Annotated in this window: 26 protein-coding genes; 5 read left to right on the forward strand and 21 right to left on the reverse strand. The window is 43.2% G+C overall.

Annotation, left to right across the window (positions count from 1 at the left end; genetic code table 11):
• Positions 1-127: 127 nt before the first annotated feature.
• The 4 genes from DW642_RS03485 to DW642_RS03500 form a co-directional block, all read right to left on the reverse strand.
• A complete protein-coding gene (locus tag DW642_RS03485; protein WP_117509282.1) occupies positions 128-904 on the reverse strand; it encodes a GTP pyrophosphokinase in 777 nt (258 codons plus the stop codon).
• Positions 905-986: 82 nt separating this feature from the next.
• Positions 987-1,688 carry a response regulator gene (locus DW642_RS03490; RefSeq protein WP_022461465.1) on the reverse strand — a complete coding sequence of 234 codons (702 nt, stop codon included), beginning with the start codon at positions 1,686-1,688 and terminating at the stop codon, positions 987-989.
• Positions 1,681-1,989: a sensor histidine kinase gene (locus DW642_RS03495; RefSeq protein WP_242991111.1), complete on the reverse strand. Its 309-nt coding sequence runs from the start codon at positions 1,987-1,989 to the stop codon at positions 1,681-1,683. Before DW642_RS03495 ends, DW642_RS03490 begins: the two co-directional genes overlap by 8 nt.
• A gap of 131 nt (positions 1,990-2,120) precedes the next feature.
• Positions 2,121-2,615 (reverse strand): DUF4118 domain-containing protein, encoded by a 495-nt coding sequence (locus DW642_RS03500; protein ID WP_117509427.1) that lies wholly within the window; start codon positions 2,613-2,615, stop codon positions 2,121-2,123.
• A gap of 197 nt (positions 2,616-2,812) precedes the next feature.
• Here DW642_RS03500 and DW642_RS16155 point away from each other — a divergent pair, with 197 nt between their 5' ends.
• The 3 genes from DW642_RS16155 to DW642_RS16165 are packed head-to-tail and all read left to right on the forward strand — an operon-like array spanning position 2,813 to position 4,263.
• Entirely contained in the window at positions 2,813-3,538 is a 726-nt protein-coding gene (locus DW642_RS16155) for a transposase (protein ID WP_242991112.1), read from the forward strand.
• 58 nt (positions 3,539-3,596) lie between these two features.
• The gene (locus DW642_RS16160; RefSeq protein WP_242991113.1) at positions 3,597-4,061 is read left to right on the forward strand and encodes a GGDEF domain-containing protein; all 465 of its coding nucleotides are present in this window, start codon (positions 3,597-3,599) and stop codon (positions 4,059-4,061) included.
• Positions 4,036-4,263, forward strand: coding sequence for a hypothetical protein (locus tag DW642_RS16165; protein WP_242991114.1), 228 nt, complete (start codon positions 4,036-4,038; stop codon positions 4,261-4,263). Before DW642_RS16160 ends, DW642_RS16165 begins: the two co-directional genes overlap by 26 nt.
• A gap of 63 nt (positions 4,264-4,326) precedes the next feature.
• Here DW642_RS16165 and DW642_RS03515 read toward each other — a convergent pair whose 3' ends face one another.
• The 15 genes from DW642_RS03515 to DW642_RS03585 all read right to left on the reverse strand — a co-directional run bounded on the left by DW642_RS03515 (position 4,327) and on the right by DW642_RS03585 (position 19,543).
• Entirely contained in the window at positions 4,327-5,502 is a 1,176-nt protein-coding gene (locus DW642_RS03515; protein WP_117509284.1) for a glycosyltransferase, read from the reverse strand.
• A gap of 31 nt (positions 5,503-5,533) precedes the next feature.
• The gene (locus tag DW642_RS03520; RefSeq protein ID WP_022461471.1) at positions 5,534-6,379 is read right to left on the reverse strand and encodes a LicD family protein; all 846 of its coding nucleotides are present in this window, start codon (positions 6,377-6,379) and stop codon (positions 5,534-5,536) included.
• Between the two features lie 27 nt (positions 6,380-6,406).
• Positions 6,407-7,096, reverse strand: coding sequence for a response regulator (locus tag DW642_RS16490; RefSeq protein WP_158554966.1), 690 nt, complete (start codon positions 7,094-7,096; stop codon positions 6,407-6,409).
• The gene (locus DW642_RS03530; RefSeq protein ID WP_147326095.1) at positions 7,096-8,034 is read right to left on the reverse strand and encodes a hypothetical protein; all 939 of its coding nucleotides are present in this window, start codon (positions 8,032-8,034) and stop codon (positions 7,096-7,098) included. Before DW642_RS03530 ends, DW642_RS16490 begins: the two co-directional genes overlap by 1 nt.
• A gap of 214 nt (positions 8,035-8,248) precedes the next feature.
• Entirely contained in the window at positions 8,249-9,349 is a 1,101-nt protein-coding gene (gene wecB, locus DW642_RS03535; protein WP_117509287.1) for a non-hydrolyzing UDP-N-acetylglucosamine 2-epimerase, read from the reverse strand.
• A 2-nt stretch (positions 9,350-9,351) separates the two neighbouring features.
• Positions 9,352-10,785: a CotH kinase family protein gene (locus tag DW642_RS03540; protein WP_117509288.1), complete on the reverse strand. Its 1,434-nt coding sequence runs from the start codon at positions 10,783-10,785 to the stop codon at positions 9,352-9,354.
• Between the two features lie 12 nt (positions 10,786-10,797).
• Complete coding sequence (locus tag DW642_RS03545; RefSeq protein ID WP_070103674.1) at positions 10,798-11,478, reverse strand: DUF4956 domain-containing protein; 681 nt, start codon at positions 11,476-11,478, stop codon at positions 10,798-10,800.
• A 66-nt stretch (positions 11,479-11,544) separates the two neighbouring features.
• Positions 11,545-12,219, reverse strand: a complete 675-nt coding sequence (locus DW642_RS03550) for a polyphosphate polymerase domain-containing protein (protein ID WP_055264982.1) — start codon at positions 12,217-12,219, stop codon at positions 11,545-11,547.
• Positions 12,183-12,776 carry a hypothetical protein gene (locus tag DW642_RS03555; protein WP_117509289.1) on the reverse strand — a complete coding sequence of 198 codons (594 nt, stop codon included), beginning with the start codon at positions 12,774-12,776 and terminating at the stop codon, positions 12,183-12,185. Before DW642_RS03555 ends, DW642_RS03550 begins: the two co-directional genes overlap by 37 nt.
• A complete protein-coding gene (locus tag DW642_RS03560; protein WP_117509290.1) occupies positions 12,776-13,897 on the reverse strand; it encodes a DHHW family protein in 1,122 nt (373 codons plus the stop codon). The genes DW642_RS03555 and DW642_RS03560 overlap by 1 nt, the downstream gene beginning before the upstream one ends.
• Positions 13,884-15,581, reverse strand: a complete 1,698-nt coding sequence (locus DW642_RS03565) for a leucine-rich repeat protein (RefSeq protein ID WP_117509291.1) — start codon at positions 15,579-15,581, stop codon at positions 13,884-13,886. The genes DW642_RS03560 and DW642_RS03565 overlap by 14 nt, the downstream gene beginning before the upstream one ends.
• Complete coding sequence (locus DW642_RS03570; protein WP_117509292.1) at positions 15,578-16,852, reverse strand: glycosyltransferase; 1,275 nt, start codon at positions 16,850-16,852, stop codon at positions 15,578-15,580. The genes DW642_RS03565 and DW642_RS03570 overlap by 4 nt, the downstream gene beginning before the upstream one ends.
• Positions 16,843-17,628 carry a hypothetical protein gene (locus DW642_RS03575; protein WP_055227661.1) on the reverse strand — a complete coding sequence of 262 codons (786 nt, stop codon included), beginning with the start codon at positions 17,626-17,628 and terminating at the stop codon, positions 16,843-16,845. The genes DW642_RS03570 and DW642_RS03575 overlap by 10 nt, the downstream gene beginning before the upstream one ends.
• Before the next feature lie 60 nt (positions 17,629-17,688).
• Positions 17,689-19,143, reverse strand: coding sequence for a sensor domain-containing diguanylate cyclase (locus DW642_RS03580; protein WP_117509293.1), 1,455 nt, complete (start codon positions 19,141-19,143; stop codon positions 17,689-17,691).
• Between the two features lie 25 nt (positions 19,144-19,168).
• Positions 19,169-19,543, reverse strand: coding sequence for a response regulator (locus DW642_RS03585; RefSeq protein ID WP_117509294.1), 375 nt, complete (start codon positions 19,541-19,543; stop codon positions 19,169-19,171).
• A 293-nt stretch (positions 19,544-19,836) separates the two neighbouring features.
• Here DW642_RS03585 and DW642_RS03590 point away from each other — a divergent pair, with 293 nt between their 5' ends.
• Both DW642_RS03590 and DW642_RS03595 read left to right on the forward strand, forming a co-directional pair.
• A complete protein-coding gene (locus DW642_RS03590) occupies positions 19,837-20,553 on the forward strand; it encodes a LytR/AlgR family response regulator transcription factor (RefSeq protein ID WP_117509295.1) in 717 nt (238 codons plus the stop codon).
• A gap of 1 nt (position 20,554) precedes the next feature.
• Positions 20,555-21,859, forward strand: a complete 1,305-nt coding sequence (locus DW642_RS03595; protein WP_117509296.1) for a sensor histidine kinase — start codon at positions 20,555-20,557, stop codon at positions 21,857-21,859.
• Between the two features lie 147 nt (positions 21,860-22,006).
• On the opposite strand, the gene DW642_RS03600 is transcribed toward DW642_RS03595, so the two are convergent.
• Positions 22,007-23,953 (reverse strand): ATP-binding response regulator, encoded by a 1,947-nt coding sequence (locus DW642_RS03600; protein ID WP_158554968.1) that lies wholly within the window; start codon positions 23,951-23,953, stop codon positions 22,007-22,009.
• A 143-nt stretch (positions 23,954-24,096) separates the two neighbouring features.
• Complete coding sequence (locus tag DW642_RS15965; RefSeq protein ID WP_173815311.1) at positions 24,097-24,378, reverse strand: hypothetical protein; 282 nt, start codon at positions 24,376-24,378, stop codon at positions 24,097-24,099.
• Between the last annotated feature and the right edge of the window lie 2 nt (positions 24,379-24,380).

Genomic DNA, 24,380 nt, shown 5'->3' on the forward strand with positions numbered 1-24,380 from the left:
ACGAGAAATGGAAATTGCAGCATATTCATTATTCGAAAGAAGCATGAGCAAAAATACGCCGCAGATCTGATCACTAGACCTGCGGCGTATTTTTATGCTCTTTTTTTCCAACTCCCAAATCCGTTCTCTATTTCATCGGCAGCATTGCAAGCGTATCGCGCTCTTCCTCTTCTGCTTCCTCTGCAATCAGATTCCGGATATTCTGCATACGGTTATCCAGCTCCGCGCTCTGTCTTGCGCAGTCGTAGAGTTCATCCTGCAGATATTTGACATGATTTTCGGGAATATTTTTCTTGTAGCGCATCTTGTGCTCCAGACTCGCCCAGAAATCCATCGCGATCGTACGGAACTGTACTTCCACGTAGACCAGTTTCTTTGTATCCTGTAAAAAGATCGGCACCTGAACGATCAGATGAAGACTGCGGTAGCCGCTCTCCTTCGGATGCTGAATATAGTCCTTCCGCTCAATCAGCGTAATGTCATCCTGTTTCAGAAAACTGTCTGCCAGCTTATAAATATCGTTTGGAAAAGAACAGATCACGCGCACACCGGCGATATCGCGGATATTTTCCTCGATAGACTCCAGTGTGACCGGGATGTCTTTCACGCGGATTTTCCGCATAATGCTCTCATACGATTTGACCCTTGTTTTGATTCCTTCGATCGGGTTCTGGTCATAGGAAAGCGAGTATTCCTGATTCAGCACCCGGAACTTTGTCTCGATTTCCATAATGGCGCACTGATAATACGACATCAGAAGATCGAACGGCTTTTTGTTCTTCTGCATCATCTCAATAAACTCATCCGATAAAAGATTCTGCTTTACAAATTCATCCCGTTTTGTCCCAATCAGGTTTTTTCCCTGTTTTTTTATTTCCTCCAGTACTTCGAGGTTTTTCATCATCCGTTTTTTCGTCCTCCCAAAACTGCGTTCTCTGTCCTTTATGCTATCATTTTAGGCCTGTAAAGTCAAATTTTTTCTTCTTTTACTCTACCTTCAGCATCCGGTAGCCAACCCCGATATGCGTCTGGATATACTGCGTCTGCTCTCCGTTCTTTTCCAGCTTTTTCCGAAGCGTCGCCATGAAAACACGGAGGGAAGCGATATCATTCTCCCAGCTGCTTCCCCAGATTTTCTGTGTGATAAACGTATGCGTCAGCACCTTCCCTGCATTCTGCGACAGCAGGCAGAGCAGCTTGTATTCGATTGGTGTCAGATGAAGTTCCTCTCCGTCAAGATATGCGCACCCCGCTGCGTACTCGATCCGCAGTGCGCCATTTTCAAAGACAGCCGACTGGACTCCATTTTCTGCCTGCATCTGGGACAGACGGCGCTGTGTGACTCGAAGGCGGGCCAGCAGTTCCTCCACAGAAAACGGTTTCGTCAGATAATCATCCGCTCCTGCGTCCAATGCCTCGATTTTATCGCTGTCCTCACTTCTTGCACTGATTACGATAATCGGCATATTCGACCAGCTTCGAATCTTTTCAATCACCTCTACGCCATCAATATCCGGCAGGCCAAGGTCGAGCAGAACAATGTCGGGATTATGTGTGGATGCCTCCATAATGGCACCCGCACCGTTCTTTGCAGAAATATACTTATAATCGTGTGTTTTTAACGTCGTAGTAATCAGGTTGTGAACCGGCGTATCATCTTCCACAACCAGAATTAATGTCTTATTCATTCAAATTCACCTCACTGAGCGGCAGGGTAAACCGAAAGCAGCAGCCCTGTGGATCGCAGTCATAAAGTGCTATCTCCCCGCCGTGCGCATTTACAATCGAACGGCAGAGTGCCAGTCCAAGGCCAAGGCTTCTGCGGCTGTCGCTTACTTTATTTTTCCCGGAATAGAACATCTCAAACACATGCTCTCTGGACTCTTTTGGAATCCCGGGGCCGTTGTCCTCCACCGCGATCCAGACATTTTTCTCCTCTTTTCTGGCTGTCGAGAACCCACTGAATGATTTCCTGTTCCCTTGGGGCAAAGATTTTTTCCGTCTTTCCTCCTGTCTGCGCGCTGTAAAGTGTTCCGCGGACAATTCTGCTCTCCTGTGCCCCTGCCGGTGCGGCCGTCAGATCACTTCCCAGCAGTTTTACAAGCTTTGTCGCTGTAATATCAAAAATCTCCGACGCATCCTCTGCCTTCTGCAGAAGCTGGCTGGTATTGAAAAGAAGGTTCTGTCAGGAAGTAGTTAAACAGCACTACACTGATCACAGAACTGATTACGCTGCAGGTATAACCGCTGGTCAGAATTGACGTCATCATAACGCCGACCAGATATATGGTAATGATATTGGAATCCGGAATGATATGGATTTCCAAATCCGGCACCAGATCGGTCAGCCGTTCGGTCCATCCCCTTCTCTTTCGAAAAAATCCCTGATCCATCATGCTTTTTCCAATGACAATCCGCGTTACTTCGGAAATTCTCGCATATTCTGCAATCTGCAGGGCAATGTCCTCGCTGTGCGTCGTTACAATCTCCGCCCCGCTCTGTCCTGCCAGGCGGATATGCTTCTGCAGCCTTGCCTGATCCTCCGGCGTTTTCTCTGCCGGTTCCGCGGTCTGCACATACAGTGCTGTAAAATTAGCACCAAATGCCCGGGCCATCTGTGCCGCAGTCCGGATAAACACTCAAAAAGGACACCTTTTATTGTATAATTATGTTACCCCACAAACATACGAAAGAAGGTGTCCTTAATGAAAAATTAGCATTGAAGAAACTGCTAACTTATATGAAAAGTGTATACAAAATTCCACAAAAAATCAAGGGTTTATCCGATGAAAGAAAAAGAAAATCCATCCCGTTGTTTAATATCGTTATGCCAGTGCTGATTTTCCTGATGCTTCAGTATGAAAGTTTTCACACCATTTTTTCAGCGCCGGAAAGCATAGAGAAACGACTGAAAAACTGTATCCGTGGAAAAATCCCAAAAGTTGATGCAGTCAGGGATCTTCTTTCCCGGATTGATCCAAAAGAAATCGAGGAAATTCACGCGCAGACGATTGATGTTCTGAAACGCAACCGCGTATTTCGGGAAGGAACCATAGGCAGATATGTTGCGGCAGGTATTGATGGGATGGAATTATTCAGCAGTACAAAAAAGTCCTGTCCAGACTGCCTGAGCCGGAAGAACGTGACGGGGAAGACAGAATACTTTCATCGAAGTGTGGTATGTATGACGGTAGGAAAATCGCCGCATGTGATCTTTGGGCAGGAAATGCTGAAACCCAGAGATGGTTCAGAAAAAGATGAAGGGGGACTGACAGGAGCGAAAAGGCTCATCCGGCATTTAAAGAAAAGGCATGGTCATTTCGCAGATGTGATTGTGGCGGATGCACTGTACCTGAATGCCCCGTTTATCAATACTTTGAAGGAATGCGGTTTAGAAACGGTAATCCGTCTGAAAGATGAAAGAAGGCTTCTGTTTCAGGATGCGGAAAGCATGTTTCAGCGGGACGAGGGGAGAAAAAGGAGCTTCAGGAAGGGAAAAAGAGTATTGAAGTATGGGATCTTTCCGGATTTGAGATAGACCTTACCTGGACGATATCTTAAGCGGACTGAAATACGAGGACGGCCACTACGATCTCGTGAGTCTTTCCGACAAGGATTATCAGAAAAAACTGGATGTCCAGATTGCCTACTGGGATAAACTGAAAAATGAAATTCAGAAGGTCAGATCCGGAGAAAACGGAACGGCGGATCTGGTAGACATGAGCGAGACGTATTTCCAGATGGCAGATGAAACGGTTGCCGCAGTCAAAGTTTCCCGTGCCAACCGCCAGCTGGAACAGAAAGCCTACATCGACCTTCACACGGGACTGCCGAACAAGAGCAAGTGCGAAGAGCTGTTCCACAATGTGGAATTCATCAAAACTCCTACCGCCTGTATCGTCTTTGACATGAACAACCTGAAACGCGTCAACGACAGCCTCGGCCACTCCATCGGCGACCAGCTGATTCTGAACTTTGCCCGGCTGCTGCGAAACTCGATTCCCGCGAAGCATTTCGTAGGAAGATACGGCGGCGATGAAATTTATGGCGGTCATCTATAATGCAACCCGCGAAAGCATCACAGAAATCCTCACAGAGCTTCAGAACGAAGTCGAACAGTTCAACAGCTACGGAACCCAGTTCCGCATCAGCTATTCCCACCGCTTGGCACTTTCCACCGATTACAACGAATGTACGCTCCGCACGCTGTTTGACAAAGCAGATAAATATATGTATGAAAACAAGCAGGGACGCCAGGACTAAAGAAACGCCGGAACCGGAAATATCTTATCGCCGGTTCTGGCGTTTTTTCTTGCTGTTTCTCTTTTATTTTTTTGCAAACGCTTCTATCTGCGCATATCCCGCTGAAAAATCAATGGGTTCCTCCCGCAGCTTCTTTCTGACCGCATCGCGTCCTTCCTGATCTGCCAGCACTTTCTGGATTTTATCGGCAAACTGCATCACATCCAGCGGACAGAGATATCCGTTTTCCCCATCCCGGATCTGCTCGCGCATGGACGGAATATCGGAAGCGATGATGACCTTCTGCAGGCTTCTCGCCTCTACAATCGTAATCGGATAGCCTTCGTGACGGGACGGCTGGAGATACAGGTCGCAGGATTTTACGTACGGCGCAGGATTTTCGCGCATTCCGAGAAAAATAATTTCCTGCTCCACCTGATATTCCTTTGCCATGGTCCGCAGCTTGTTCAGATCTCTTCCATCACCGATGATGAACCATTTGAAGCAAAGTCCCCGTTTTTTCAGCTCCGCCGTAATCTGCACCGCAATATCATATCCTTTTTCTTCCGAAGCTCTTCCCACCGTCAGAAATTTCAGCTCTCCTGTGTACTGCGGATCGCTAAGCGGCTCCTCACTCCGTCTCTGCACCTGTTTGATGTCAATGAAATTCAGCAGAACCTCTGTCCGGTCCGCGAGTTCCGGAAAACGGGCAATGACCTGTTTCCGGACAGGCTCGGAAACGCAGTAAATTTTATCATACTCCGGAATAAAGTCCCTGGTCCGGAACAGCCACCAGAGATTTTCTCCGTGGAACCAGACCGCTTTTTTCCGCGCATTCGTCTTTCTGGCTCCGAATGCGGTTGTGAACGCACCGAATCCGAAAAAGTCGAAAACAAGATCGTATTGTTTTGTTTCCGGCTCCACACACTCCAGAATCCGTTCATACAGTTTTCCATACCGTTTCTTTCCATACACGACGCGCATCAGAAATACGCCCATTCCTCTGGCATAGAAAGACCGTTCTGCCGGTGTCTCCCGTTTTCCCACAATCCGTTCCAAAGCCGGATGCGGCTTTTTGTTCCAGATCATCTGGCGCACTTCCACTTCCTTCGGAATCCGCTCCAGCAGAACGCCTCTTTTTTCGACCAGAAGAAGCGTTACATCTTCTTTTTTCTCCACCAGTTTCTGCAGCAGCGCTGCCATGGCAACTTCCGTTCCGCCCATGTCCATGGTACGTCCCAGCACCAGTATTTTACTCATTGCTTACCTCTCATCTGCTTTTTTCTCTGTTCTAACGCCAGTAGGCATCTCCCACATGCGCAGGATGACGCTGATCCTCCGGCGGAAGCTGATGGTAATCGCCGTACAGGGTGTGAAGATACGTCTCGTATCCCGCCGGGGCATTGATCAGATGGCCTTCAAACGGAAGGCGCACGATCTCTTCGATCGCTGTTTTGGGAATCGCGTCCGACTTGCGGTAACCGCCGCACTGGCAGGCCACCCACTTTGAGTCCTCCGCGCGGTACTTTCTGCACTCTTTTTCCATCTCGCGCAGAATCCGCTCTTTTCCATAGCATTTCCGGATCGCCCATTTGCACCATTTTGCGAAGCTTCCTTTGTTTCCTTTTAAGGTCTGGCGGTAGGTGCGGAATGCATTCATCCGCTGGCTTTCCAGAAACAGCAGCTTTTTCCAGTGACGGTCGTACTCCGGTGTATCTTTTTCCGGCAGTCCGTCAAACGGGAAAATGTCGACGAAAAGACCGGTATCCACAGCTCCTGCCACGTGCTCCACAAGACTCGTTCCGGTGTGTACCAGCTTTCCGTATGCCAGTGTGAAACCCTTTGTATTATGAAAATTCATGACGCGGTACGGTGTATCCGTTTCGCTGTTTACAATCTGTTCCAGTTTTTCATAATCCGCTCTCGGCATCCAGACATCCACATCATCATCCCACGGAATGAACCCCTGATGCCGGATCAGCCCGAGCAGCGTTCCATCTGCTGCAAAATAGATCAGGTGATGTTTCCGGCAGACTTCATCCAGATACAGTAATATTCCAAGCGCAATCTCCTGTTTTTCTTTTAATTCTGTAATTTTACGCATAACGGCATTGCCTTTCTGTTTTGTTTTTCCCATCCATTATAAACACTCTGCCGGATTTTTTCAATTTAAAGTTCCTGCCGCTCCGGCGCCCGTCTGAAGATTCCACACTGTTTTTATCAGTACCTTCATATCCACCGGTTTTACTATGTGTGCGTTCATGCCCGCATTGAAGGCATTCTGCACATCTTCTGAAAATGCGTTGGCTGTCATCGCAAGAATCGGGATTTTCTTTGCCAGCGGGTGGCTGCTGTTCCGGAATTTCGTCACAAAGAGAACCGATGCCAGGATCAGAAGCAGAATTACTGCCAGAATCCTCAGCTCCTCGACAGCGGTATCCTCGAACATCTTCGTTCCGTTGCTGTCCACCACATACGTCGTGCTCTGGTTGCTGAATGCACTGCTTCTGAAATACGGTGCCATCTCCTCCATCGAACGGATCAGAATAAAGTGTGTGATGATACTGCCGTCGACCACCAGCTGGCTCTGCAGTTTTCTGGCAAATACCATCTGGTTTTCATTGGTGATCCAGTCCGATGTCAGAAAGCTTTTGATATCCGCATCCTGCAGATCTTTAGATCTGTACCACACGCCCTGCAGACCCTCATCGGAATAATAGTATCCTTCCTGGTTCACGGCAATAAACTGGAGGTTTTCATGCGTGGAGCTTAATTCTTCCTCACGTTTTTTCAGAAATTCACACAACCGGCGTTTTACTTGATTACAATCAGATTCGGGTTCTTTGGGCTTCATCAACATCCGCAAACTGCATATTGCAAATATGCTGTTTTTATTTTTCTTTCATATAATCCATACAATTTCTCGCATTCCATGCATATCCATCCTGCTTCGCCTGTATATAGCGGATATTTTCGTTTCTTACAATATTCTGTTTCATAATTTCCTACTAATTCCACAAGGTTATTGATATCCCTCATCTGCGCAGCAGCCATTCCTGTCATTGCCCACAAAAAGCCAGTTCTTTTTTTATTCAGTTTCTGCCACTGAAACCTTTCCGTAAACTGATCATATAATACCTTTTGCTTTTTCTTCTCTTTTACCGGAAATTCATAAATCAGCGGATAAATCTGAGCAACACCATCCGGATAAAATTCTGTCTGATGATACCGATCACTGTTTCCGATAATTCTCCATCTTTGATTCGCATCATCCCAGAATATCTTTTCTATCTGTTTCTGTATCTTTTTACGAATTTCACTGATCGCCTGCGTATCTTCCAGTCCTGCAAGTTCCAATTCGTACAGGCCTTTCCATACTTCCAGATTATCCATCAGATAAACTGTTGTGTTTTCTTCTGAAACCTGTGTAATTCCATCCTGCATCAGGCTTTGAATCTTTTTTAATGCAAGGCTGATTCCATTTTTCCAGGATTCCGGCAGGTCTGTACTTTCTGTCTTTTCCAGATATTTTCCCATAAGAAAAAGGTACATACCAAGATATCCGTCTTCGGAATCAGCCTTTTCTTTATAAATAAGTTCCCCACCCTCTTTCCTGTAGATTCCCATTTTTCCATCTGTTTCCAGCAAAACCCCAGTATGCCAGTCCAGATACCTGCCAACAGCTTTTTGCTCTGTTTCAGTCATGGGGCAATTCTTTGTTTCTGCCAGAAGCCCCAGTGCAGCCATACATGCAAAGTATGGATTAACATCTCCGGCTTTACTTCCATTCATATAGATTTCGCCTTCAGGGCCCTGATTCTCAAGGATCCACTTTTTTTCTCTGGTCAGGACGGTTTCCAGCCATTCCTGCCGGACAGATATTTCTTTTCTCAGGTTCTGATAATAAGCAAACATAAACACAATGCACACAGTTATGCAAAATATAATAAGTCCCATCACGTTCTTTCGATGTTTCACTTTTCTTTTGCATTGGCTCTGTTTATGCTTATGCATCTATATCCTCCAGGATTTTTCTGATTTTGATACTTGCAGTCCCATCACCATAAGGGTTTCTAGCCTCACTCATTTTTCTGTATGTCTCCGGCTCTGTAAGAAGCCGCCTGCATTCTCTGTAAATATCCTCCATCTTCGTGCCTACAAGCTTTAAGGTTCCTGCTTCCACACCTTCCGGACGCTCTGTTGTATCCCGCATGACCAGTACCGGTTTTCCCAGTGCAGGAGCTTCTTCCTGAATTCCGCCGCTGTCTGTCATGATCAGATAACTGGCTTTCATCAGGTTATGGAATTCCACCACATCCAGTGGTTCGATCAGGTGTATTCTCTCGCATCCACCAAATTCCTCATCTGCGATCTTCCTGACCTGCGGATTCAAATGTACAGGATAAATAACCTTCACATCTGTAAATTCTTCCACGATCCTGCGTATAGCCCGGAACATATCACGCATGGGCTCTCCCAGATTCTCCCTTCTGTGTGCTGTTACAGCAATCAGTCTGCTGCCTTTTGCCCATTCTGTTTCCGGATGATAAAAATCACTTCGCACCGTATAGTGCAAAGCATCAATTCCTGTATTTCCTGTGATAAAGATCCGCTCTGGATCCTTACCCTCTTTCAGCAGTGCATTCGCTGCTTTCTGAGTGGGCGCAAAATGCAGGCTGGCAGTAAGTCCAATGGCCTGCCTGTTAAATTCTTCCGGATAGGGAGATTTCATATTATAAGTACGAAGTCCCGCTTCCACATGTCCTACCGGGATCTGCTGGTAAAATGCAGCCAGAGATGCGGCAAATGCAGTAGACGTATCTCCATGGACCAGCACAATATCCGGTTTTTCCTTTTTCAGGATCTCCCTCATTCCTGTAAGAATAGCCGTTGTCACATCCGTAAGATCCTGCCCTTTTTTCATGATCGCCATATCATAATCCGGGACCACTTTAAAAATATCGAGAACCTGCTTCAGCATTTCCCTGTGCTGTCCTGTGACACACACCAGCGTTTCCAGTTTTTCACTTTTTTTCATTTCCAGAACAAGAGGGCACATTTTAATTGCTTCCGGTCTTGTTCCAAAAATCACCAGTACTTTTTTCATTTTCAATTTCCTCCCAGTTCTTTATCCAGATACGCCAGTCTTTCGCGGATAGTATCTGTCAGCTGTTTCATAGCTTCTTCATAGCTTCTGATATTCCTCGATGTGCCCTCCTTACTGGTTCCGGCTAACAGATTCTCTTTAAAAGAATATCCCCACACTTTAAAGTTTCTGTCCACAGCCTCTCCCAGTTCCTCCTGATAAGATGCTATTTTCTCAGCGATATGTTCATCAGCGAGAGTAGTTTCTCGTAATTGCCTGTATCTTTCACAGACACGGTCCCTGAAATTTTCATCCTGCCACAGCCTTTGAAACCATGAATTCTCCACAGTATGAAGAACATCCGTTTCTGTCCGGAACCACTGATAATTATCAAAACCATTGTTAAAGTCCCATACAGCAAGCTGCAGTTTTCCGTCCAATTCTTTATACAAATAAGTAGAAAGATTACCAGCATCATAATTCATGGCAAATTCATTGATAATAAAATAGTCCACCCAATTATCCATGTCTATATATGCCTGATATCCAATTCTTTTGTCGCTGAAATTCTTCCCATACAGAACTTGTTCAAATTCGGAAATATCTTTCTGGATATATGCTTTTTGTTTTTCCGTTATTTTATTTTTTGACGGATATCTTATGTACAAAGCGTTATATGTATAGCCGTTAGTCTTTCCCCATGTGTCTATCTCTTCAGAGCCCGTATCAATTCTGTCTCTGTTTACAATATATGCAGTTTCTCCGGACAACAAACCAAATTCCGCGAGACGCAGTCTGCTTTCTCCGTTTGTTACAGGCTCCACTGCCAGATAAACGCCCTGATATTCTCCATCAACAAACAATTCCACAAACCGGGTGTCCGGAGCCCATCCATTTAATTCCCTTGCCAGATCATATACCAGTTTATTTCTAATCAGCGTCTTATCAAGATAAGGACCATTTAACACCCATTCACTGTTTGCTCCCATTCCTGCAAGAGACACTTCTTTTGCACTGTCTTTTTCATTTTTATAAAATTTAATGCGATACTGCTTTTTATCGAATTTGCTATAAGAAGAAGCGCCTCTGTATTTGATCGTAGCGCGGTATATGGAATTGGGAAGAGAAAAAACAGATTGTTCCTCTCCGTTTCCATCCAACAGAGCAATATTTCCCCAGATTGCATTCTCCTTCAGGACCTGCTGTCCCTTTGTATTCATATAGACTACCGGAAGTGTCGTAGAGAATTCTCCCAAATCATAGTATTCCAGACTCTCCTCGTCCGGTGCAGCCCACTCCTTCACTTCTTCTTTCGTGATAGTGGTTCTCTTTTTTTCCTTTGACTTATTTTCCGAATTTACAACAGAATTTCCCACAACGGATATTCCACAGAGAACTGTTATCATCAGAATACATAAAAGGATACGTCTTATCCTTTTCATAGCAACACCTCTCATTCAGGCAGCCTTTTACTGCGAAAGTTCATCCTTCTGGTCAACTATATTTACCCTTTTCACACCATCGATTTTGATCAGTTTCTCTGAAATATCCATCTGATTTTCTTTTGCAGCTTTATACAGGATTCCCTCTCCGATAGAATAAACCAGTTCAAAGCTGCCTTCTGTAACATTTCTCATGGAAACATGTGCCTTTCCTGAAAAGAAGGTATCCACTGCTGCCTCTGTTTTATGTAAGCAGTCAGGTTTTCCCTGAACAACCAGCAGCTTATTACAGGATGTAAAGCCTTTTCTTGTAATAATAAGAAAAAGAAGTAAAAAAGCAGAACCAATAACAATAAGCGCATACTGAGATACACCGCAGCCAATGCCTGCCGCAATTGCCCAGAAAATATAAGTAGCATCTCTTACATCCTTTACAGCAGTACGAAATCTTATGATAGAAAGAGCACCAACCATACCAAGGGACAATGCAATATTATTACTGATAATGCTCATGATCATAGCTGTGATAATCGTGATCGATCCGATCGAAATATTAAATTTTCTGCTGTATGCAGGTCCTGCATAAGAAATTTTATAAGTAAACATAATAAAAAAGGCAACGATCAGTGCGATCACATTATTCATTAAAATCACAGTCACACTCAGTGCTTCTGTATTTGTCAGATTTTCTACGATAAATTCTCTCATATTTTTCTCCAATCCCGGCATCCGGTTTCCCATCGGTCTCCGGTCTGCCGCATGTAAAACTTACAGTCACATCATTCTGGCTCTGGAATATTTGCTGTGGCTGGTGGACAGTTCATCCGCTTTTTTCAATGTCTCAGCGATCATATCCGGCAGAAATCCTGTATATTTTACTTCCATCAGCACCTGTTCTGTACTGCCCAGCGCATCGGTTCCAACCTCCTCGAACAGACCATATGGATATAACGTTCCTCGGATATCCGTATCAAAAGTGATCCTTACATCACCTGCAGGATAAGCAAATGCCAGCCTCTGATAATCTATGATCGTCTTTGGACGGTAACAACCCTGTGTGATCCGCAAATACAATCTCATAGCCAGCTCTGTTTCATATTCCAGAAGAAACGAAGCATCTCCCTGTTCCATCCGAAGTGCGTGTTCACGGCTGACAGGTATGGAATATTTCACTCCGTCAAATCCGTTTTTGCATTTAAACTCCAGCTTTGCAGATAGATCATTCAAGGAATAAATTCTTAAACGGATCTTCCTTTTTTCATACATTCCATCCAGATTATCCCATAGATCCTGATCGTCTATGGAATCATAGTACTGAGATCTGATAAAATATCTGCCATTATCTCCATGGATATCTCTTTCCATAATGCCATCCAGCTTTTGTTGAAGAATCATGGCCTCTCTGCGGCTGATCAGATATTTGATTTCTTTGCGAAAAACCGTTTCCAAATCTTACGCCCCCTCTCTGATTTTCGTTCAAACAGAACGATCTGGAATAGGAGTCCGCATACTGTCAGCAAAGCCACGTATCTGACTCCCGTCTCGTGAAGAAGAAACATTCCTGCCACAACAGAAGAAAGGATCGCTCCCTCAAGAGGAAAAAAGGCCGCTGCAGCTGCAGCTCCTGCAGCGAAAATAACTACAGCCCACCAGAACGGATAACACATCCATACAACTGCCGCAGCAGTCATGGCAGACAAGATCATGGAATCTGCTGTTTTCCACTTAAATGCCATATATCCCATCAGACACCCAAGTATCGTAAATGCTGTTACGATCGTCCCCCATCCGGCCCTTCCATTCATAACAGTACATAATACGATCGTCACTCCCCAGAACATTATGAAGGAAACGATCAGACGGTACACTTTAGCTCCTGCAAAAACAAGCAGGATCCCCAGGAGCAGAAACAGGATTCTTTCTGTATTTCCGCTTATAGGAAGGGTGTCTGCAATTCCTGTCTTTCCCATAAACAAATCAGTTCCCTTAAGGATCAGTTCCGACATCAGCCATTCCCTCCTTCCTTTAAAAGTGGATTCAATGCATTCATATAGGATCTGTTTCCTGTTTCAGCAACATCCTGTGCCCATATAATATATTCTATATCATATTTTTCCAGTATTTCATCCAGATTCTGTATAAGATCTGCATCCTCATACATATTAGATACATAAACCTTTTCAAAGATTTCTGAAAGATAAGATATCATCATCTTTCCTCTTGTATCTGCAATAAGAAGAAGATTTCCCTTTCTCTGTCCTTTTCCTCTTCCTTCCACTATACTATGCTTATAACTCGAACCAATGACTGCATAATTTCCGCTGCCATTAAACTGTATCGTTTGTCTTTTTAGTGTCTGTAGCTGCCCTTCTTTGTTTTCAAAGGTTAATTCTTCGCGATTGGGATTTGAACCATTGATATAAATATAGAATGGTTCTTCTTCCATGTTTTCTATTCCTTTCTTTATTTCGTCTGTCGTATACTTTCCTAGCGCTTCCAAAAGAAGGTTTCCCTTAAAATTTCCAAAAACATATTCACGGTAATCATCCAGGTTTTCCTTATCATATCCAAGTTCTCCAAAAATCACCTGCGCCCCGTAAAATGCCCCACGCATTGTCCAGCTGTTTCCAGTTCTGAAATAAATATATTCATCCTGATGTTTCTCCAGTTCAGACAGCGGATTCAAAACCACTGAGGGATCTGAAAAAGAGGCTTCCAGTTTCTCTATAAAATCACTGTATTTTTCCTTTTCAGTTTCATATCCGCTTTCAAATACTGCTCTTTGCGGTATCGGCATAATATAAGTGTCTTTCCCACTCTTTTTCTGTAATGCTTTCATAATATCTGCCGCATATGAAATACGATCCTCAGAAATCTGATTTATATTAAAGATACGGTCTGTATAAATCACCTGATCCTGCGTTTCTATGATTTTGATTTTTGAAAGAGACTGGTCATTTTTTAAGCCATAATTATTATATAAATTTCTTGTTTCCGGAACATATACGCTTTCCTGCTTAACATTCTGCAATTTTTCCATCCCTTTCTGGAGGATCAGAATTCCTGCAGACATCACGATCAATATGAGCAAAACCAGAAACACTTCTGCGGTTTTATTCTTTTTCAACTGAATTCACCTCCCTGAACCTGATTCTGGCATTTGGACAGTTTTTCTCCAGTTCTGCAATACCCGGCTGATCTTTTATTTTCTCTGATACGGAAATCTGTTCAAGCGAAACACAATCTCTGAATGCACTGATTCCCACATATTCCACACCGTCCGGAAGGTATACCTCTTTCAGATTCCTGCACCCGCGAAAAGCATGATCACCTATTTTCTTTAACAGAGAGGTATCTGAAAATATCAGTTTATTAACAGACACACAGTCAGCAAATGCAGCTCCTTCAATCACAGTCAGAGAATCCGGAAGACTTATAAATTCCAGTGCGTAACAGTTTTCAAAAGCTGATATCCCTACTGATTTCAACGAAAGCTTTTCCATGCTCTCCCATACTTTCAATACATTGCAGTCAGCAAATGCATAGTCCTCAATAACAGAAACGCTCTCCGGCAGACACACCTTCTCAAGACTTCTGCATCCAAAAAACTGACTCTTCGGAATAATTGATGCACCTTCTGGAATAACCGCTTCTTTTACATATATATCTCCTCGAAATCCCTGAAAATCAACGTTTTCATATTCCAACAGATCCTGGAAAGTAATCTTTTCCTTATGAACAGGTTCTCCTGGAAAACAATACTCTCCAAATATCTCCCTGTCTGATTTCAGGATTTTTCCACCACCCTCTGAAACCACATATCCATAAACATAATTACTGCCATAAAATGTTATTGTTCCGCGGGCAACAACTGAAGTAATCTTATTCGGCTGGCCTGCGCTGGCACCTTCTTCAAATATAATATTGCCCTGTGTAAAAATGTTGCCAAGCACTGTTGCATTTTTTTCCAGAAGTATATCATTCTCTGCGAAAATATTTCCAAGCACCGATGCATTTTCCATGATCCTCACAGCCCCATCACTGTGGATATCTCCCTGCAGGATGATATCCTCGATCACCTTTATATCCCCACGGGAAATAATCGTATAAGGAACTGTCCCACTTTCCGTAACCATATCATCATCTATGTAATGCCTGTTATATTCATAGCTGTTCGTGACCGGCATACGAAATATCCTGGGATCACGTCCCTCCATAAACCGGTCAGGTTCCTCCGGACACTGTCCAAGACGGATCACAGGTGCATACAGACTATGAAAAATATTACCAAAGCCTATCACAAGCTGTTCTCCGCTTGATACCCTTTCACCCAGATCACATTCATCATAAACTACAACTGCATGTTCAGCATCTGCCCATCTGAGCAGCCGGATCTTATTTCCGAAAAGCAGTCTTTTTTTGCTGTATACAGCCCGGAGTCGTATGTTCTCTTTTACAAACAACGCATCCTTTTCACTGTAGATTTCTTTTTGGAAATGTAAATCCCCTTGCTGCGGACAGAAGATGGTATTTCTGGCAATGACCAGATCTTCAATCTCAGGCTGCACAAACTCCTGGTTTCCATCTGTTTCCAACACCTTTTCCTGTCTTGAAAGCATGATCATACCATTCTTCATTTCCGGAAGGGCTTTTTCCACCAGAGAAGAAAAGCTTCTGCCAAAATATCTGGCATTTTTCACATAATCCTGCCTTATTTTCAGAATCTGCCCTTTTCTCATCCTGAAATGCAATACTGCGACCAACAGAGGCATAGAGAACATACAGACAAAAATCAAAATCCATACTTTCATTTTTCAGCCTCCTTTTCCGTTTTCTGCACAGTAAACCGCACTGTTTTATCCCATTTCACACCTCTTCCGGTAACAGTATCTACCACTGCATCCCAGAATCCCAGAGAGATATTCCACATATAAAAGAAAAAGTTAAACATCATAAGAGGCAGAAGCAATGCCTCTCCGGGAAGTCCGTCTATGATCAGCGAGGTACCTATCTCAAAAAATGGTGCAAAGTTTCCAAGGGAATTATAAATTCCCAAAAACAATATAACCCACCAGCCACTGAATATCTGCATTTCACCCAGGAAAAATAATCCAAGGGACACTACCCAGCCTACCAGCAGAAATACCGGTACTGAATAGATAAAAAGCAGAAACAAGCCATCTATTTTCTGAAACAGCCCCATATAAGGAGTTGTGATCGTAGGAATCAGATAGCGGAACAATACTTCATTATGGCCTCTTGACCAGCGTCTGATCTGTCTGCCTCGCACATTCCAGCTTTCCGGGGACTCTTCATAACATTCTGCCGAATTAGCATATACAACCTTCCAGCCATTGGTAAAAAGCCGATATGTAAGTTCCGTATCTTCTGCCAGAACCTTTGGATTAAAGCCACCTGTTTCTAACAGAAAATCTTTTCGAAATCCTCCCACTGTACCGCCATACTGCGGAATTGTTTTCAGGTTATATCGTGCCTGTTGATCTACCTGATATCCGCCGGACCGTTCCAGATTGATAAGTCTGGTCAGCATATTTGTGTTGGTATTGTACGGTATCACCCGCCCCATAACTGCACCTACCTGCGGATCCTCAAATCCCAGCGCAATCTGTTTCAGCATGTTTCTGGCAGGTCTGTAATCCGCATCAAATACAATGATGATCTCCCCTTTTGCCAGCTTCATTGCATCATTCAGACCTACCGGTTTTCCTCTGTCCGGACAGTCTCTGTGAAGGGGGCGTATAAACTCATACTTTCTGTGATATTCATCCAGCATTTCCTTGGTACGGTCTGTAGAATTATCATTAATCGGAATAATTTCAAGTCTGTCCCTGTCATACTCACATTTCAGCAGAGAATCCAGAACATTGGAAAGCACCTGTTCCTCATTATGCATAGGGATCAGTACGGAAATACTTTTCATCCTGTCTGTAAGAATATCATTGTAATAGAGGCGCTGCCTGCCCAGAAGCCTTACAATTGTAAAATAAAAATGTCTGGCTGTGTACAGAAGCATCAGGATAATAACAAAAATAGTATAACCTTTCATAATAGCTACGACCATTTCCATACCTCCTTTCCCTTCCTTGAATCGTAAACACCGATCATGCGGTCGACAAACACTGCATAAATCATAACCAGATACAAAAAGTCAAACATGGGCCCTATTATAAAGTAGAAAAACGCCATATAGATCACAGAAAATCTGTACAGCAGCCAGATAAAAATCACATAGCGAACAGTTCCAAATACTATGGAATACAACATTACCGCAAGAAGTGTCAAAAGCTTATAGATCACTCCCCGGTCTCCTATAATTCCAGTGACCATAATTGTCATGACAAAAAACATCACCCATATGCCAATTTCCTGAAGCATATATAATTTCGAATAAACAGTTAAAGTATACGGAAAGTATTTTTCTCCAAATACAAACCACAGACTGTTTATCAGATGAATCGCACTGCACAGGATCAGATAAATGGCAAGAGGGCGTCCCTTCCATGGAAGTCCCGCCAGCAGAATGATTGCCGCAAGAGAAACTGCTGCATTTATAAGGCTTATCTGTATTCCCGGATATACGGTTCCTGCACTTAGATAGCTGATTTTTCCAAACAGAGGATACGTTTCTGAACGGATCCCAACATACATCTGCGGTTCATATTTTTTTAAAGCATCGACCCCTATCTTACAGATCACCCTGGTCAGATCATCGATCTGCGTCCACATAAGCAGAAAACCAAGCAGGATCAGTATGACAATATACAGAATACATTTCTTTTTATCTATCTCAATTCTTCGATAGGTTCTGGTATAATCAATTACTTTCTTTTCTTTCATAGACTTCTCCTTTTGTTCCGCTTCGCTATGCAGCTCATAACTGGGAACCTTCCAGATTTTTTACATTCCCTCCCCATAAATTACAGCACTGCAGCCTTTCTGCTTTTTACTCTGATACATTGCCCTGTCAGCCTTTCTGTATAGCTGATCAAAAGAAATATCTTCATATCCATCATAAAAACACGCACCCAGACTTATTTCTATACTCTTTCCACGCATCTCTATGATATCAATCTGTCGAATATTTTCAAAAAGGCGCTCGAAGAATTTCTCAGCTACTGTTTGCTCCAACATTTTCGGCATAAATATTGCGAACTCATCACCTCCAAGCCTCATAACCACATCACTGTCACGACATGTTTTCTGCAGCGTCTTCGCAACGGCTATAATCACCTTATCTCCTACAGAATGCCCATAAGTATCATTGATGGATTTAAATTTGTCACAGTCGATCAGGCAAAGCAATCCCTTTGTTTTTTCCTTTAAAAGTTCAGTAATCCTTTTTTCTCCGCTTCCACGATTACATAATCCTGTCATAAGATCTGTCTTCGCCAGATAAATCAGCCAGTTCTCACGCTTTTTTTCTTCTTCTATACACTCAGTACAAAAAAGCACATGCAGAAGTCTTCCATTTTCATCATAGTCTACAGGAATAAATCTGCTTCGACACCAACCTGATTTTTTATCTATAAATTCATGTGTTATGCTCTTTTCTCCAAGAAGCCGTTCTTCCAGCGTATTGATATCTACAAACTCCAGTGATTCCTGAAGCTGCGATTCTATGCACATTTTCTCGACAATATCCCTGACATGTCCGCAAAAATCATTCCTGATTTCATATTCTCCCATTTTCTTAAAATCTTTTCCCAAACATTCCATAATCTGATCTGTCATTTTTACAATATGATATTTCTTTGTCTGCACATCAACCAAATGCATGGATGTATAGATCTTCGAGAGGGATGTATAACTGCTGAGCCGTGCCTCTTTATTTGACTTTATAAATGAATTACGCAATTTCAGTAACGAGATAAGAAGCGTTCCTATCATATCCAGAAAAATAGTAAGCCCCCTGTAATCACCCTTTGGAGGATTATCCACACCGAAAAAACCACTTATCTCATCTTTGTAACGCAAAGGACATACCACCACATTTCTTACATTCTGTGCTTTTAACATATCATAGGGCATGCGATGTTCTTCTTTGATATCTTCTATATCAGCGATAATGATACTTTCGCCCTTGGAAAACGTATCGTACCACCACTTTATTATGTCCATATCTACATTCTGCAATCTGTCTCTTTCGGGAACCACTCCCTGCGCACACCATTCATACGTATTGTTTGTGACATGCCTTTCTTTACAATCTTCGAAAATATATATTCTGTCAGAACTGATATGTCTGCCGAAAAAACGAATAAATTCATTAATCTGCTCGTCAGGTGTATGGTAATTAAGTGCGGATCTAAGTGCTTCATTTATGACAAGTTCATACTTCATGATCGTCTTCATGCTGTTTTCCTCCCGAATGTCTTTCTTATCTTATTTTGTTACATTCAAGCCAGATGGAAAGTCCTTCTTTTATTTTCTGCTCTTCCACAGGTTTCATAAAAAAATATTCTATCCGCAGCCTGAACGCATGGAGCGAAAAATCAAGGTCACTGCACCAGATGATTCCACATTTCGGATACAGGGAACGGAGGTGTTCTGCTGCATTCAGGCCGGCTACACCCGGTAATGCGAGAAACAGCACTGTTGGTACTGTTTTCAATGTCTCTGCAAAAAACTGTTCCTGATTCTGATAAATTTCAATCAGCGGAAAGACATTCTTCTCTGCACAGTACTTCCTGATATATTCCGCGCTGTTTTGTCCTTCCTGTTCCTGGTCGGTCAGTATGGCAATACAATACACGATCCCCCTCCTTTCCATTTAATATACTTTCATTTGTTACCCTCATTATAAAAAATATCAAAATTATTTCAATAATTCTGTCACGAAACGACAGAAAATGACACGAATTGCAACTCCGTGGCATTGTTTTATGATATACTGTTACCAGAGCGTTTTCGAAATAACTACACCACTTGCTTGTCTGCGAATTCGGTTGCACAGATGAAAAAATATTACCGAAAACAGCGTGAACAGTAACGAGGAATTCTCAGCAGGCGGAATTTTATAAATATATATTATAAGGAAGATTTACTATGAGAATTGCAATTGTTGATGATATTTCAGAAGAGCGGACACTGTTACGAAACAGACTGGAATCTCAGTTTTCCAGGCGCAATGTCCATACAGATATATTGGAATATGAAAATGGAGAAACTTTCCTCACTGCGGCAAAGGAATGTCCTTTCACTGTAGTGTTTCTGGATATTTATATGAATGGTTCTAACGGGATTGATACAGCAAAAGAACTTCGCAGATCAGATACTGACTGTCTGCTGATCTTTACAACAACTTCTACCGACCATGCATTAGAGGGATTCCAGGTCCGGGCTCTGCACTATCTTGTAAAGCCCTACAGTGAAAATGATATTTCCGCACTGGCCGATGAAATTCTTTCCCGCATCCCGGATTCCGGGAAATACATAGATGTAAAGGTAAACGGCAGTAATATTCAGATTCCCTTCCGGAAAATAATCTACGCAGAGCATTTTTCCCATATGATCCACATCCACACTGACGGTGAAAGGGAACTGGTGACCCGTCAGTCCTTTGATTCCTTCATAACCGCCCTGAAAATGGACGCACGTTTCTATCAGTGTAACCGGGGTGTTGTGATCAATCTGGAGCATGCTGTTGATTTTGACGGATCGATTTTTCGCCTTGATAACGGAAACAATGTCCCGGTCAGCCGGAAGCTGCTCAAAAACGCCAGACAGACATTTATGGAATTTCTGTTCCAAAGGAGGTCGTGAAATGACTGACATACTTCGCCCTGTACTTGAACTTTCCGTAATCATTCCCGGCATACTGCTGTCATATCTGCCAGTAAAAAGCTATCTGAGGCAGACACCGCTTAAGCTGACAGCGTGGCTTCTTCCTCTTCTTCTGGGAATCTGTATTTTCGGAGGAGCAGTTTGCTGTGCCTTCCACTTTCCCACCAGATGGATCCTGTTTCCTCTGCTGCCTGTTATTATGCTTATTTATCATAAAACGTTAAAAATCTCTGTCTGGAAATCCGTCAGTATTTTTCTGGCAGTCTTTGCAGTTTTTGCATGTGTCAACAGTCTTTCCCGGGCAGTCAATGCACTTATAACTGCTGACCTGCATATTACAGAAAATGAACTGTGGTTTCGTACCGGTGCCGGAATTTTCTATAACCTCATCTGCCTGCTGTTTGTTCTGGCAGCCTGGTATCCTGCCCGCCACTGTGTTCAGACAATGATCGCAGACGAAAACTTTGCCCAGACCTGGTATGTATTCTGGATTCTTCCGGTAATCTTCATCGGAGTGAATCTTTTTATGATTCCCAAACACCGTAGCACTTTATATACCGGGCGGGTCCTGCAGTGTTATATTGTTTTAAGTCTTGTACTGCTCATACTCCTGCTCCTGTTTTATGTCATGTTTCTTATGATGGGGGTCAACCTGAACAGAAATGCCAGACTTCAGCAGGAGAACCATTTTCTTTCCCTTCAGCAGGAAAGATACGAGAATCTCTGCATGGCCATTGAAGAAGCAAGACAGGCGCGTCACGATATCCGCCATCATTTTGTCCAACTGTCCTCTCTGGCAGAGCAGGGTGACATGGAAAAGATCAAAAAATATCTCTCCGCTGCAACCGGAAAAATCTCTGACTATAACCTGCATTTCTGTGAAAATCAGGCTGTTGACAGTGTTTTCGGACATTATTCCACCCTTGCAGAAAGAGAAAACATTCCTTTTCATGCAATGGTTTCTCTGCCTGCTGATCTTTCCATAGATGAGATTAATCTGTGCCTTGTATTTTCCAATCTGTTGGAAAATGCCATCCAGGCAAGTGTGAAAACAGATCAGGCCCGCAGGAAGATTAATGTGGAGGTTTATCCCCACCATAATCATCTGCTTCTGATTCATGTGGAGAATACTTTCGATGGTAAAATACGGCAAGAAAACAATATTTTCCAATCCTCCAAACGTTCCGGAAACGGCATAGGAATCGAATCCGTCCGCCACATTACCGACAAAAACGGCGGTATCTGTGACTTTACCTATAAAGATGGTATTTTCTCTGCAAAATAATGCTCCGGATATGAGCATGTTTTTACCATTTTAATTTGCTGTACCTGTCCCAAGCTTCTTCAAAGGAATAAAAAAACAGACCATATAGCAGCTCTATATGCTCTGTCTTTTTATTCCTACAAATCTTCGTGCAGTTTTACATCGCTATTATCTGCCATGCATTTTTTTTAAGCAACAATCCTCAAAAATTTCAACTGCTTCCTGCCCGTCTACTGCACATGTAACTTCCATACCGCTGTCTTCCAGTATACATCTGGCAATCTCCATGTTCAGCTCATTGTCTTCCACAACCAATGCCCGTATGCCTTCCACTGAATAATCATCAAGGCTTACTGGCTTATCTGATAAATTACTGTTTTTATCCTGTGTGTCAATTTTGAACGGTATTTTTACAATAACTGTAGTACCAACACCAACTTCGCTCTTCAGTTCAATACTTCCATCCATCCTGTCCACAAGCTGTTTCGTAATTGCAAGCCCCAGTCCGGTGCCTTCATACCTGGATCTGCTTGTCTTGCTTTCCTGAGAGAACATATCAAAAGCATGTGCAATAAAATCTTCACTCATACCCACACCCTGGTCTTTACAGTAGAACGTAAAAAATGCTCTGCCATCATCCAGAGTTTCTTCCTTAACCCAGACCGTAATCACACTGTCCGCCTGACTGAATTTTATGGCATTGTCCATGACATTCGACAGGATCCTGCCAAGATATACCGGATTTCCAATCAGAGCGCTGTGGCTGTATGTACTATTTTTCCAGTCAACCTCATACCGGATGCCTTTCTTTGCAGCCCGCTCATCATAAATCTGGTTCAGTTCCCGCAGTACCATTGTCAGATCAAACAAAATCTGCTGGTCCTTCAACTCTCCGCTCTGTAGTTTATTCATATCCAGCACATCATTTACCAGAGACACCAGATATTTCAGGGCTTCCATTGCCTTTTCTCTGATCTTCTGCTGCATCTGCAGATCATCTGCGTACTGATTTCCCATATTTACCATACCGATAATACCGTTCAGTGGCGTGCGGATATCATGACTCATAGTTGCCAGAAACCTTGTTTTCATTTCGGCTTCCCGCTTTGCTGCTTCCGCTGCAAAGTTAAGATCCTCTTCACGTCTTTTGGAATCACTGATACTACGGACTGTACATAAAACATGGGTAACATTTCCAGACTGATCCCGTTTTTTTACAGTAAAAAGCATCCTGTGCCAGCTGCCATCACACATCCTGCATTCTGTAGAAATACATTCTTCCGTCTTCAATCTGGCTGAAAGTGTAGAAACATCCAGAAATGGACGTATCAGCGGACGGTATTTCGGTGCAACCATGGTATCACAAAGCTGATACAGTTTCTCCGATGCACATCCTCTGTTTCCTGTCAGTTTGTGTATTTCACTGTCATTTGATACCTCTTCAAAAAAATCTTTCTGAACATCAATCCTGTAGATAGAACAGTAACTCTTGGCAATTGCCGAAATTATTTCATTACTCAGCCGTGTCTCGTCCAGTGCCTGCTTTAATTGATTCTGGATGGTAGTTTCTTTTTCCATAATATCATCGATATGCCGGAAACCCACCAGTGCGAAAAAATGTTTCTCATCCTGGTATATTTTGACTGCCTGTGCCTCAAAAAATTCATGCTGATTCGGATTCGGTTTGCTTCTGTAATGATAGGTAATGCGCTCCTTCCTGGAAAGCTGTTCCTTCAGATGCCCCGTCGAAATCCAATCCTTAAATTCCTGTCTTTCTTTCCCATACAGATACTGGACCGCATATTGGTCAGCAGCATAATTGAAATTATCACACTGTTTCAGATTCATTTTTTTTGCATTGGTTCCGTCGTTTATATGCAGAATCTCAAAGAAACCGATATTTAATTCGACATAATAGACAGCAGTAAAGTCTGAACATATTTTGTCCAAAAGCCGTCGTTCTGCCATCTGTTCTTCCAGCATACGTTTCAGTTTTCTGTTCCTCATATGTACCATTACAGTCAGGATAAGAAGCAGAGCGATCAGCACGGCTATAAAAGCCAACGCAGCCACAGACTGCAGTTGTTTCGGAAATATATATTTCATTTCTGTCATAACAAAATCCTCTCTCTCTATGTTTCCTGTCCGCTTTTCCCATGCATCTGGAAGGCTCCTGATTGCTGCGGCTGTCTCATAATCATTCATGACAGGCATTTGACCTTCTCAACTCTTCGCTTATGGTCTGCTTAATTTTTTCATCATCCAACGGCTTTGCAAGATGTGCGTTCATTCCTGCTTCCATACACTTTACTTTTCACCAGCTCATTCACCTTCGCCTGCACTGCCGGATAATCATACCCTGCAGCCTGCAGTCTCTTCTTTCTGTCCTCGCCGTTCCCCCACTTTCCGGCAATCACTTCCTTCGCCACAGCTTCCACACTTTTCTTTCCTGTACCAGGATTCCCGCCGGTTCCTTTCACAGCCTTCTCATACTGCGGAGCCGCATATCCGCGGATATATCCCCATCCCAGGGGGATCACCC

It is taken from the genome of Blautia sp. AM23-13AC, from assembly GCF_003435675.1.
Lineage (GTDB): Bacteria > Bacillota > Clostridia > Lachnospirales > Lachnospiraceae > Fusicatenibacter > Fusicatenibacter saccharivorans.